At 63.3% G+C, this 12,261-nt stretch carries 11 protein-coding genes and 1 tRNA gene; 7 read left to right on the forward strand and 5 right to left on the reverse strand.

Going from position 1 to position 12,261, the window contains the following annotated elements; all coding sequences use genetic code 11:
* Positions 1-122: 122 nt before the first annotated feature.
* Positions 123-344 carry a hypothetical protein gene (locus ACRQFC_RS08930; protein ID WP_284897561.1) on the reverse strand — a complete coding sequence of 74 codons (222 nt, stop codon included), beginning with the start codon at positions 342-344 and terminating at the stop codon, positions 123-125.
* Between the two features lie 423 nt (positions 345-767).
* Between ACRQFC_RS08930 and ACRQFC_RS08935 the strand changes: the two genes are divergently transcribed.
* Entirely contained in the window at positions 768-2,051 is a 1,284-nt protein-coding gene (locus tag ACRQFC_RS08935) for an MFS transporter (protein WP_284897563.1), read from the forward strand.
* Between the two features lie 30 nt (positions 2,052-2,081).
* Here ACRQFC_RS08935 and ACRQFC_RS08940 read toward each other — a convergent pair whose 3' ends face one another.
* Entirely contained in the window at positions 2,082-2,912 is an 831-nt protein-coding gene (locus ACRQFC_RS08940) for an exodeoxyribonuclease III (RefSeq protein WP_284897564.1), read from the reverse strand.
* A gap of 42 nt (positions 2,913-2,954) precedes the next feature.
* Between ACRQFC_RS08940 and ACRQFC_RS08945 the strand changes: the two genes are divergently transcribed.
* Positions 2,955-3,722 (forward strand): SDR family NAD(P)-dependent oxidoreductase, encoded by a 768-nt coding sequence (locus ACRQFC_RS08945; RefSeq protein ID WP_284897566.1) that lies wholly within the window; start codon positions 2,955-2,957, stop codon positions 3,720-3,722.
* A gap of 87 nt (positions 3,723-3,809) precedes the next feature.
* Here the strand turns inward: ACRQFC_RS08945 and ACRQFC_RS08950 are convergent, their stop codons facing one another.
* Entirely contained in the window at positions 3,810-4,745 is a 936-nt protein-coding gene (locus tag ACRQFC_RS08950) for a hypothetical protein (RefSeq protein WP_284897568.1), read from the reverse strand.
* A 177-nt stretch (positions 4,746-4,922) separates the two neighbouring features.
* Here ACRQFC_RS08950 and ACRQFC_RS08955 point away from each other — a divergent pair, with 177 nt between their 5' ends.
* The gene (locus ACRQFC_RS08955; RefSeq protein WP_407933842.1) at positions 4,923-5,780 is read left to right on the forward strand and encodes a TrmH family RNA methyltransferase; all 858 of its coding nucleotides are present in this window, start codon (positions 4,923-4,925) and stop codon (positions 5,778-5,780) included.
* A gap of 14 nt (positions 5,781-5,794) precedes the next feature.
* Positions 5,795-7,036: a 3-dehydroquinate synthase gene (aroB, locus tag ACRQFC_RS08960; protein WP_284897569.1), complete on the forward strand. Its 1,242-nt coding sequence runs from the start codon at positions 5,795-5,797 to the stop codon at positions 7,034-7,036.
* Between the two features lie 73 nt (positions 7,037-7,109).
* Here aroB and ACRQFC_RS08965 read toward each other — a convergent pair whose 3' ends face one another.
* Complete coding sequence (locus ACRQFC_RS08965; RefSeq protein ID WP_284897570.1) at positions 7,110-7,571, reverse strand: RidA family protein; 462 nt, start codon at positions 7,569-7,571, stop codon at positions 7,110-7,112.
* Positions 7,572-7,727: 156 nt separating this feature from the next.
* On the reverse strand, positions 7,728-8,039 hold the full coding sequence (locus ACRQFC_RS08970) for a WhiB family transcriptional regulator (RefSeq protein WP_284897572.1): 312 nt from the start codon (positions 8,037-8,039) through the stop codon (positions 7,728-7,730).
* 206 nt (positions 8,040-8,245) lie between these two features.
* Between ACRQFC_RS08970 and ACRQFC_RS08975 the strand changes: the two genes are divergently transcribed.
* The 3 genes from ACRQFC_RS08975 to ACRQFC_RS08985 all read left to right on the forward strand — a co-directional run bounded on the left by ACRQFC_RS08975 (position 8,246) and on the right by ACRQFC_RS08985 (position 12,075).
* On the forward strand, positions 8,246-10,498 hold the full coding sequence (locus tag ACRQFC_RS08975) for a transglycosylase domain-containing protein (protein WP_284897573.1): 2,253 nt from the start codon (positions 8,246-8,248) through the stop codon (positions 10,496-10,498).
* A 137-nt stretch (positions 10,499-10,635) separates the two neighbouring features.
* On the forward strand, positions 10,636-11,817 hold the full coding sequence (locus tag ACRQFC_RS08980; protein WP_284897575.1) for a metallophosphoesterase: 1,182 nt from the start codon (positions 10,636-10,638) through the stop codon (positions 11,815-11,817).
* 184 nt (positions 11,818-12,001) lie between these two features.
* Positions 12,002-12,075: transfer RNA gene (locus ACRQFC_RS08985), tRNA-Pro, on the forward strand.
* The last annotated feature ends 186 nt before the right edge of the window (positions 12,076-12,261 follow it).

The following is a 12,261-nucleotide window of genomic DNA, read 5'->3' on the forward strand; positions in this document are numbered from 1 at the left end:
CTTGTTTCACGGTAGTCATTCTGGTTTATCTCCTAGGTGGTTTTCACCCTCACACACAAACCATTAGACACTCTCCAATCCGCTGTAGGTGCGCCGCAAATTCATCGGTCTGCTTATCAAGCTCAACATTCGCCACGGTAATACTCCTCGAGATAATCTAAGCCTTCCATTTCGAAATAAGCTTCAGCCTCGTCTGGGCCGAGCTGGTAGTTATCGGCGCGTAGGTCGAATTCTTCGCGGGTCATTCTGACCTCCTGCAAGATTTCTTCCTTGCGCTTGAGAACATCTTCAAGCGAGTTAAAGGTAGGATTTGGCGTTACTCTGCTTGCGCTGTCAATACTCATGGTCTCCCTCCTTTGGTTGCTAGTTCCGGGTGGTTTCCCGTCCGGTTCCGCCATTCTTGCATGGCGTCAAGGCGTAGCAAAGAGCCATGTACCGCCCTGTGGATAAGGACAGCGTTTCGCGATTCTGTGGATAAATTCGAACCCGTTCTATACACCCGTCACTGACTCTCAAGCGCAACCTGTCAAGCGCAAGTTAAATCTGCACGGGTTCCGATGGTCGAATAATGAGATAGCACAGTCGGCACCCCACTCCTAAGTTACGCCACCGTAGGTAACGCGGGCGGGGAGCCTGTGCCCGGTATGCGGTTTCATGCCCGAGCCCGGTATGCGGCTTCATGCCGCGCCAGGGCGCACAGGCCCGCCCCGCCGCGTTACCCGCCGGCCGCGCCGCGACGGGCGGTTTCGTGTAACGACGGAGAAATCATGCGTCAGGTTCATCCTTGGCGGGTGCTCGTCTGTGCCTGCCTGCTCACCTTCATCACCGGGTGCTCATACGTTTTCTCAATTTTCCAACTCCCGGCCACCCAGCTCTACGGGCTAAGTGCGGCGATGGGCGCCTATACTCTTACCAATGCCCTCGCCCCGCTGCCAATGCTCCTGGGCGGGTACTTCATTGACCGCGGCCGCGCGGTCTGGACGGCAACCATCGGCGCACTGTGCGCGGCCCTCGGCTGGGCCAGCGCGGCCTGCGCGAGCTCCCCGCTCCAATTCGTGCTCGGCTACGGGTTCATCGGTGGCATCGGCATGGGTCTGGTTCTCACCTCCGCGCTGTCCAATACCCTGCGTTTCTTCCCGGGCAGGCGCGGACTCATCTCCGGCATTATCTCCTGTGTGAACGGAGCCTCCGGCATCGTCATGGCACCCTTGGCTCAGCGACTCCTCGATTCCAGTGACCTGCGCACCACCCTGTTGGTTTTCGCCGGCCTCTACGCGGTGATTGCGCTCATCGTGGCCTTTAATTACCGCGCCGCTCCGGTGGAAGGCGTGGTCGCGTCTTCTGTGAAATCGAGTCCGGAACCCGCCGCCGAACCGGAACCCGCCACCGAACCGGTCCCCACACCCGCGCGCAGCATCCGGCCGTCCCTCACTACCCGCCAGATGCTCGCCACCCCCGACTTCTGGCTCATTTTCGCCATTTTCATCGCCGGGGCCTTCTCCGGCCTCATGATCGTTTCCAACGCGGCGCCCATCGCCGCGAAAATGTTTCACTCCTCCGCGGCCAGCGCCGCGCTCTTCGTCTCCCTCTACGCCTGCGCGGGAACCGTGGGACGCTTCTGCTTCGGCTGGCTCGCCGACCACCTCGGCCACGCCCGCACCCTCGAAGTCACCTTCTGCTGCGACGCCTTCGGTCTACTCCTCCTCATCGCGGGTGGGCGCGGCACCCTCGCCGGCGGTATCTTCCTGGCCGGTGGCCTCCTCGCGCTCGGCCTGAGCTACGGCGGCACCATCGCGATTATGCCCGCTTGCGTCATGGACCGCTTCGGGCCGCGCTGGCAAGGCATTAACTACGCGCTCGCCTTCACCGGTTTTTCGGTGGCCGCTATTTTCGCCCCGCGGCTCGGCGCTCAAATCGGTGCTATGTACGACGGCGATTACACCCGCGCCTTCCTCTACGCCATCCTCGCCTCGGCCACGGGGCTAGGCTGCGCGCGGATTTTGCACCTGCGTACCCGCCGGCGCCGCGCCCAGATCACCCGCGCGGCCTAGCATGGCGGGCACGAGCCACAACCCCGCCGCCTAAGCCGCAAACTCCATGATGACCGGGACGTGATCGGAAGCGCCTTTGCCCTTCCGCTCGTCCCGGTCAATGATGGAGCGGGTATGCCGGGCGGCCAGCGCCGCGGAAGCAAAACCGAAATCAATACGCATCCCGTGATTCTTCGGGAACCGCAGGCGCTGATAATCCCAGAACGTGTAATCCGCACCCTCGGCCGCCCGGGTAATATCCGCGAGCCCCGCCTCCAGCAGCCCGGCCAGCGCCCCGCGTTCCTCCGCGGTCACATACATGCCCACGTCGTTCCGGAAATAATCAATATCCCATACGTCCGTATCCCGCGGGGCCACATTCCAATCCCCCGCCAGCAGCAGCGGATACTCCGGCTCCTCGCCCAGGCGCGCGCTCACCGCCGCCCGCAAGGCACCGAGGAATTCCAACTTGTAGTGGAAATGCGGATCCCCGTAGGCCCGCCCATTGGGGATATACAGACTCCACACATTGACCGCGGCCGGCCCCGAACCCAGACGCGCTCCCAGCGCACGCGCTTCCACGGTGGGCGCACTGAGCAGCGCGCCGTCGTCGTCGACCTTAGAAAAACCGGGCTGACCGGGGAAGCCCACCTGCACGTTCTCGATGCCCACGCGGGAAAGAATCGCGACCCCGTTCCACTGGTTGAGGCCGGCGCAGGCGACTTCGTATCCGGCCTCTTCAAAAATTTCGCGCGGGAACTGCGCGGGCGTGCATTTCGTTTCTTGGAGGAGCAGGGCGTCCAGGTCCCAGCGTTCCAGGACGGCGCGGGCGCGTTCGGCGCGGGCGCGCACAGAATTAATATTCCAGGTGGCAATACGCATAGCACCAGTGTAGAGAGCCGCGGGCACGTTACCATAGCGGTTATGGGAAGTGCTCTTATTACCGGTGCCAGCGCCGGGCTCGGCCTGGAATTTGCGTGGCAGCTCGCGGCCGAAGGAAATGACCTCGTGCTCGTGGCGCGCAATCGGGCCCGTTTGGAAGCGATCGCGCATGATCTGCGGCAGGTCGCCGGGGTGCGGGTGGAGGTGCTCGCCGCGGATCTTTCGCGGCACGACGACGCTCGTGTGGTTGCGCGCCGGGTAGCGCAGCGCTCGCGGCCCATCGGTTTGCTCGTTAATAATGCGGGCTTTGGGCTGGGGCAGGAATTTTCCACCGGGGAGCTGGAGCGGGAAGAAGAAGCGCTTGACGTGATGGTGCGCGCGGTTCTTATCACATGCCACGCGGCGGCACGGGAGTTTTCGCGGCGCGGCTACGGGGGAATTATTAACGTGTCCTCGATGACGGCCGGCACCGCGCAGGGCACCTATTCGGCGCATAAAGCCTGGGTGCGCACTTTTTCCGAAGGGCTGGCCGCGGAACTGGCGCCGCATGGGGTCTCGGTCACCTGCGTGACTCCGGGGCTTATCCGCACCGAATTCCACGAGCGTGCCGCGGTGGATGCCAGCCAGTGGGCCGATCTGCTTTTTGCGCAGCCCGAAGCCGTGGTGAATGCCGCGCTGGAGGCCTGCCGGCGCGGGCGGGTGCTTGTCACGCCCACCGCGCTCTACAAGGCGGCCGCCGCGGCGCTGCGTTTCGCCCCGCGCGCCCTGGTGCGGACATTCGCGGGGCCGGGGCTGTCCGGACGCAGCTAGAAGGCGGACGTGCGGAAGTAACAAACGGACGTGCGGAAATAACAAGCGGCCCGGCAGCTTCGGGGAAGCGACCGGGCGCACTCAAGCTTAGAAACTACTGCTTTCCGCGGGGGCCTTACGTGCCTCATCGGGCAGTTGGAGCGGCTTGGCCTGGCGGTAATCCCAGCGCACCCGCGTTTCCGTGGGCAAGCCCTGGAAGTAGGTCGGGGCCACAATAGCCATGCCCCGAACCTCGTAACTTTGCTTATCGATACGCACCTGGAGATTAGCGGAATCGCTCAGGTCCAAACCGGGCGAGGCGCCCTGCATTTCCTGCGCCATCGTCTCGGAAAGCGGGCCGACGATGAGGTAGTTTTCCGCGTCCTCAAAAACCTGGGTCTTCTCAATATTCGGGAAAATATCCTCCCCGCGGTAGGAGCCGGGCGAGGCGGGCGCATCCCCGGAATCCACAATATCGGCCAGGCTTTCCTCGGTTTTGCTCCAGAAACCGGCCATATTCGTATACACCGTGACGGTATCCGGCTTCGAACCTTCCCCGATCCACAGCGCGGTGGAGATCTTGGCGGGCATGCCCTCCGCTTCCGCCCCGGGAATTCCGGAGGCGTCAATATCCATCTGCATGGCCATGAGGCGGGTGCTCGGATCCACATCGATATCAATATCGATGGTGGCGACCCCGGGCCCATCACCGGGCACATCCGCGGAAATCTCCATGGACATATCCATCCCGATAGCGGTGCCGAAGAAATCCTGCGAGCTTTTCGCAATAATCTCATCCTGCTTGGCGATGGCGCGTTTAATAATCTCGCGGGCCTGAGCGTTATCGGATACCGGCGTGAACTGTCCGGTTTTCGAAATGCTTTCGTCAAAAATAGGCGCGCCGCCCGATCCGCCCCGGCCGTGCCCCTCGCTGATCGACGGGCCGTGCTCGCCTTCCGAGGAGACCAGCGCATTATTCGCGCACCCGCTCAGGATCAGGGCACCGGCGGCCACCACCGCGAGAGGTTTCCACATCTTCGTCATCGCTGCTCCACTTCTTAGGGTTTCCCGCACCCAGGCTCGGGGTGGCGAATCGTTTATTGCGCTTGCGTATACCACTGTACAAGGCCGACGGCGCCAGCGAAACACGGGCCCCGGTGGCCCGCGGGTAAATATGGCGCTTCCCCATGGTCGGGGCGGGAGCGCCGGTAGACTGGGGGAGTGACAGATTCTTCCCAGTCTTGTGATTCTCGTGATGAACTCAGCGCGCCCGCGGGCGAGGCTGCGCCTGCCGTGGATGCCGCGGATGCCGCGCCTGCCGCAGGCGCTGGCGATCCCACCGCGCTCACGGATGATGCCGCTGAGCTGCCCGCGCACCGCATCCCGGAGCCGGGCGGCTCGCCTTACGGTGAAAAACGCACGGTCGGGGTGGGGCCGCACCCGCTGCCTTGGCCGGACGATCCCCGCCTGGACCCGCAGCTTTTAGCGGAAGGTGACCACCGTAACGTCGTCGACGCATATCGTTATTGGAGCGTGGAAGCGATCAAGGCGGATATGGCAAGCCGGGCCGTCAGCGCCCATATCGCCATTGAGAATCTCCAGCACGACCTCAATATCGGGTCGATTGTGCGCAGCGCCAATGCTTTTAACTTCGGCGGCGTGCATATTGTGGGGCGGCATAAGTGGAATAAGCGCGGGGCCCTTGTTACCGACCGCTACCTCACGATGTACTACCACCCCACCCCGGCTGACCTGGAAGAATGGGCGCGCGAGCATAAGTACCAGCTCATCGCCATCGATAACCAGGAGGGTGCGGTGCCCCTGGAGAAGTCCGAACTTCCGGAGAATTGCCTGCTGGTGTTCGGGCAGGAATCCGCCGGGATTTCCCCCGATTTACTCGAGCGCTGCGACGGCGCGGTGGAAATCACTCAGGATGGCTCCACCCGTTCGCTCAACGTGGCCGCGGCCGCGGCCATCGCCATGCACTGGTGGGTGGCGCAGCATGCGCGTAGCGCACATCCCGACAACGCTGCCAATTGCGCGCATACTTCCAATCCCGCACCCGTAACCAACCACTAGCCCAGGAGGATCACGTGGTTACCCGCCTCAATGTTGAATTGACTCGCACCGTTGACGAGTCCTATCCGCTTCTTATCGGCACCGATCTGGCCGACGAGCTACCCGGCGTGCTGGAGGCGGCCGGGCTAGGCCGCTCCCGGGTGGCGGTCATTACCGATAGCACCGTCAATGAACTCATTGGCGCGCAGGTCATGGAGGTGCTCGCCCGCGCTTATCGCGAGGCGAACCGCGCCGGTGAGAGCGGTGCCGGTGCGAACGGTGCGAATGGCGCGAACGAGGCCGCCCAATCTCTGATCGCACAATCCCGCGCCCCGCAGCTCTTCGTTTTCCCGGCCGGGGAAGAAAATAAAACCCGCGCTACCAAAGAACAGCTGGAAGACGCCATGCTGGCCGCCGGCTTCAACCGCGACACCGTGGTGGTGGCCCTGGGCGGCGGGGTGGTCTCCGACCTGGCCGGTTTCGTGGCCGCTACCTTCACCCGCGGCGTCCCGTATATCACCATGACGACGACGCTCGTGGGCGCGGCGGACGCCGCCATCGGGGGCAAAACCGCGGTGGATACCCCGGCCGCCACCAACCTCATCGGGGCTTTCCACCAGCCGCGCGCCGTCCTCATCGACGTGGCGCGCTGGGTAACGCTCACCGACTCACAATTGCGCGACGGCATGGGCGAAACCGTCAAGCACGCCTGCCTGGCCGACCGCAACTTCTTCGAGACCCTGGAAGAACACTTCGTGCGGCGCGGCAAGGGTGTGCGGGAGATGGTGGGCGATACCGAACTCAGCGGCTATATCGCCCGCCGCAATGCGGAAATTAAGGTGGAGATCGTGCAATCCGATGTGCACGAAGGCAACCGCCGCATGGCCCTCAACCTCGGTCACACCATCGGGCGGGCCCTGGAGGCCGCGCTCGATTACGCCCTCCCGCACGGGGAATGCGTGGCGATTGGGCTGAACCTGCAATGCCGGCTCGGGCTGCGTTACGGTTACCTCACTACGGAAGACGCCGAGCGGGTGGATACCCTGCTGCGCGCTATCGGGTTGCCCACCGAGCTGCCCGCCGGGGTGAGCGTGGCGGATATTATGCGCACCATGGGCCACGATAAAAAATCGCTGGGCGGGGCCATCCGCTTTGTATTCCAGCGCGGCATCGGCGCGATGGAGACCTTCGCGGGTGGCAGTTACGCGCGCGAGATCCCCAGCGCTGAGGTGCGCGAATTCCTGGAGGCTCAGCCGCGCCAGGAACTCGCTTCCTAGTTCGCGTCTCCGGCCCGCCACCGGACGCGCGCCTTCACCGCGCCAGCTCCCGCGCGCGAACCGCAATGCGCCGTTAGCGCAGCAGCACTTCGATTTCGACCTCGACGGGGGCGTCCAGCGGGAGCACGCTCACGCCGACAGCTGAGCGCGTATGGGCGCCGTCGCCGCCAAAAATCTCCCCGAAAAGTTCGCTGGCACCGTTCGCGACCTGGGGTTGCGCGGTAAAACTCGGGTCGGACGCCACGAAAACGGTGACGTGCGAAATACCGCGGATATGATCGATGCCGCCCGCAACTTCCGCCGCCGCCGCGAGGGCGTTAATCCCGGCGATACGCGCGTAAGAATAGCCGTCCTCCGCGGTGATCTCCGCGCCGAGCTTCCCGGTGGCCGGCAGTTGCCCGTCCACGAAAGGCAGCTGCCCGGAGGTTCGCACCGTATCCCCGTGCCGCTTGGCGGGAATATAGGCCGCCACCGGCGCGGCAACCGGAGGAAGGGTGATACCCAGGCTGGTCAAACGGGTGCTGATAGTGTCCATGCGTAGGCCTCTCGCGGAATCGTTGAGTGTGAGCGCGCGGAATACCGCGCCTGGTCATAGGTTAGCGCGAAGGTTACGGCTGCGCGAAGTTGCGGCGTCTCTGGTGGAACGACGGCGCAGCCAGCCGCCCGCGGGCTAAATTTCCGGTGGGCGTGCTTAGCCGTCCCCCTCGCGCAGGGAGCGGGCCAGGGGGTCGCGCCCCTCAAAAATGCGACGCCTCCAATTGCGTTCTTCCGGGTGGTGGCGCAGCAGGGCGCGGCGTTCACGTTCCGTCATCCCGCCCCACACCCCGAACATCATTTCCGCGTCCAGCGAATCAGCCAGGCAGTGCAGGCGCACCGGGCAGCGAAAACAAATCGAGCGGGCCTGGCGCTGGGCCGCGCCGCGCACGAAAAGCGAATCGGGATCGATATCGGTGCAGGCGGCGGCATCTGCCCAGTGTGGATACAGGGCTAGTGTTGTGGTCATCTATCCCCCTCACTCCGGCGTGGTGGTGTTTAACGGTGCAGTTCTTTACTGTTTTACGATCATAGTATTAGCGTTTTATGACGTGCGCTACTTTGGTCCGCCTTGTGGAGGTGCGGAGCCTGGGCAAGTGCTGGGGAAACGCGGGGAACCCCGGGGAAGCGTATGTCTCGTTTCTTTCGCCGCGCCGGGTCAGTATTCTTAGGGGTATGTCGAGTTCTAGCCCGAAAAAACAAGCGACCGGACGCCAAATTGGAACGTTCGTGCTGGCGCTGATCCTGGCTCTGTGCGGCGGGGGCGCCCTCATGGCCGGGATTGCGCTGCCTTTCGTTATGACGATGGGAACCACGGCCAATGCGGTGACCGGTATTTTCGACGATGTGCCGGAGGACTTAGGCTTTACCGAACCTTCGGAGCAGACGGTTTTGCTTGCCAAAGACGGATCGGTGCTGGCCCGGTTCTATATTGAGAACCGGATCAACGTGCGCTCCGATCAGATCTCGCAGCATATGAAAAACGCCGTCGTAGCAATTGAGGATAGGCGTTTTTACGAGCACCACGGCATTGACGTGCAAGGCACCGTCAGCGCGCTGGTCTCCAATCTCACCTCGGGCGGGCTTTCGGGCGGTTCGTCCATCACCCAGCAGTACGTGAAAAATGCGCTCCTGGAAGAGGGGCGTATCGCTGATGATAATGAGAAAATCAAGCGGGCTACCGAACAGACCATCGCGCGTAAGATCAACGAAGCTCGTTACGCTATCGCCGTCGAAAAAACGATGACGAAAGATGAGATCCTCACCGGCTATCTCAATCTCGCCCAATTCGGCCCCTCGCAATACGGGGTGGAAACTGCCGCGCAGCGCTACTTCTCCAAGTCCGCGAAGGATTTGACGGTGGTGGAAGCGGCCACGATGGCCGGGATCACCCAGAATCCAGCCCAGTGGGATCCGGTACGCCATCCGGAAGCGAATACCGAGCGCCGCAATGTGGTGCTGGGCGAAATGTACCGTTCCGGTTTCATTACCGAAGCGGAAATGAAGGAAGCTCAGGCCACTCCGATTGAGTCGTATATGCACGTTTCCGAGCAATCGGCGGGCTGCGGTTCGGCGGGTATTAGCGCTTACTTCTGCGAGTACGTGGTCAAGGATTTGCTCAATGACAAGGCGTTGGGTGCCACCCGCGCCGAGCGTACCCGCCAGCTCTACCGCGGCGGCAAAGTCATCCGCACCACCCTGGATTCGGCACGCCAGCAGCACGCCTATGACTCGGTGGTTTATCACCAGCCCGTGGATGACGCTTCCGGAATTGATGCCGCGCTGGTATCGGTGGAGCCGGGGAGCGGGCATATTGTTTCGATGGTGCAAAATACCCGCTTCGGGGTTCCGAATGACACGGATACCCGCATGACGCAGGTGAATGTCACGGCCCCGCAGGATATGGGTGGCGGTGCCGGCTTCCAGTCCGGATCAACATTCAAGATATTTACCCTGGTGGAATGGCTGGATTCCGGGCGCAGTGCCTATGACGTGGTGGATAGTAGCGAAGGCTTGCTGCCGCAGAGCTCATTCCAGGCTTCGTGTACGAATCTTGCGGGTGAACCCTGGCCGGTGGGGAACTTGGGGCAGTCCAACCGCCCGCGCACGGTGCTAGAAGGTACCCGCATGTCCACTAACGGCACCTTCGCGCATATGGCCCAGAAGCTGGATCTGTGCCAGATCGCGAATAAAGCCCAGGCTATGGGCGTGGAGCGCGGGGATCACGAGCCCTTTACTATTGTTCCCCCGATGATTCTGGGTACGAATAACGTCACCCCGCTTTCCATGGCGACGGCCGGAGCTACCCTCGCCAATGACGGTATTCGTTGCGATCCGATGTCCTATACCTCCATCGAAGAACACGATGGCACGGTTATTTCCGAACGCAAACCGCAGTGCCAGCAGGCTATTTCCAAGGAAACTGCGCGCAAAACGAATGCGGTGCTTCAGCACGTGGTAGAACCCGGGGCGACCGGTGAGAAAGCGGCGCTGCGCGGGCGCCAGGTGGCCGGGAAAACCGGTACCTCCGATAAGGACTGGCACGCGTGGTTTATGGGTTACACCCCGCAGCTTGCCACTGTGACCTGGCAGGGCCACATGGAAGGCAATATTTCCATGTTCGACGCCGTTATTAAGGGTCAGTGGCACTCGGAAGTCTACGGTGGGCTATTCCCCGCGATGATGTTCTCCGATTATATGAACGCCGCTTTGGCCGGTCAGCCGGCCGTGCCGTTCCCGCAGCCCACCACCCCGATGCGGCGCCCGGCACCCGCCACACGGGAACCGGCCACCCCCTCGCCATCTCCCACGCCCGCGCCGGCACCTGCGCAACCCGCGCCGGGGGAGCAGGGCGCGGTTCCGCCCGAGGCCGTTCACGAAGGCGAGAGCAACGAAGAATACGAAGAAGTCGAGGTTGTGGAAGAGTAGCCGATGCTGCGCGGCCCGGGCTGCGCGGCCCGAGCTGCGCGGTGCGAAACTCTGGCCGGGTGTGCTAGGCGAGCCGGGTCATCAGGGCCGGTGGCATTCCAGAAACCGTAGGACGCGCGAAAAGGAAGGCGGATACCGTGAGCGAAGCTGATAAGCACCGAGTCCCGCGCACCGCGCTCAAGGCCCTGGGCGCCGGCGTGGCAGCGGGCGCGGCCGCGGGGGCCGGGTGCCTGGGCTGGGCGCTGCACGAAGCACACCGCTACACTCTGCGCGAGCGGGTGCTGGTGCTGCCGCAAGTTGCGAGCACGGCCGGTGAGCTGCGCATTCTCCACCTCTCGGATATGCATCTGCTGCGCCGCCACCGGGCCAAGCGGCAATTTTTGAGCGACCTGGCCGAGCGCTGCCGCCCGGATCTCGTAGTCCTGACGGGCGACCATCTGTCCGAAGCGCGCGCCGTCGCACCCCTCCTTGAGGCGCTGGCGCCGCTCGCAGATATTCCGGGGCTTTTTGTGTACGGCTCGAATGATTATTTCGCGCCGGTGCTCAAGAATCCCTTGCGCTATGTGGCGCCGGGGCTTTTCCCGCCGCTTGCGGAGAAAGACGAACCGGATTTGCCCTGGGAGGAGATGACCGCCGGGCTGGAAGCTTTCGGCTGGATTGATCTCAATAATCGGCGGGCGCGGCTGCGCGCGGCGACCTGGGACATCGACGCAGTCGGCATGGACGACCCGCATATCGGCCGGGCCCTGATGCCGCGACCCGGCGAGGTTACCGATACCGCGGAAGGTGCCGTGGTTCCGGATGAAAGTGCGGGCGCGGAACGTGAGCGGCGCACGAACGCTGGGCGTGGGTATCTGCGTCTCGGCGTCGTTCACGCACCGTATTGTGCCGCTCTCAACGCCTTAATGAACGACGGCGCAACTCTGACGCTGGCCGGCCACACTCACGGAGGGCAGTTGGCGGTGCCCGGATTCGGTGCTTTGACCACGAATTGTGATCTGCCGCTGCGCTATGATTCCGGGCTTTTCGATTGGCCTTGTGGGGATGACGCTGGTGCTGGTGGTGGCGCTTGGCGGGGCGCGGGTGACGCGGGTGCGGGCCGCGCTGCGGGAGGTGACCGGGCTGCGGGAGGTGACCGGGCCGCGGGAGGTGACCGGGCCGCGGAGCGCTTGCCCCTGCGCGGCGACGGCGTGCGCGTGCTGCGTGGTGGCATGGCGGTGAATGTGTCTGCGGGCCTGGGGACGTCGCCGTATACGCCGGTCAGGTTCCTCCGGCCACCCGAAGCGATTCTGCTGCGAGTGCGCGGCGGCGCTGAGTGAACATGCTGATCGGGGATGTGCTGGGCTGAGTTGCAGGGAAGACGTCGCGGGGAAGTTCCCGCGGGGAAGGTGCCCCGCTGACCTGCGAGGCCAAAAGCGCACTGGCCTGGTTGTACGCCAGATCACTAGATCGGATTTAGCTTTTTCCGCTGCGGAGGGCTATTATTATTGAGTTGCCAAAGCACGGGGTATGGCGCAGCTTGGTAGCGCGCTTCGTTCGGGACGAAGAGGCCGTGGGTTCAAATCCCGCTACCCCGACCTGTGTGATGTCCCGCGTCATAGGTCCGCCTGTGACGCGGGATTTTCTCATATCTCGGTGACGCTCGCCGCGAAGCGTCCGCAGAATCGGGGTTAATAGACAAAAGGGGGGTTAATAGACAAAAAGTGGGTCTAATGACGGCGTGTCGTTAGCTCCCGATCCGGCCTTTACGGATGTTCAGACCG

This window comes from Actinotignum inguinis, assembly GCF_051265835.1.
Taxonomy (GTDB): Bacteria; Actinomycetota; Actinomycetes; order Actinomycetales; family Actinomycetaceae; genus Actinotignum; species Actinotignum timonense.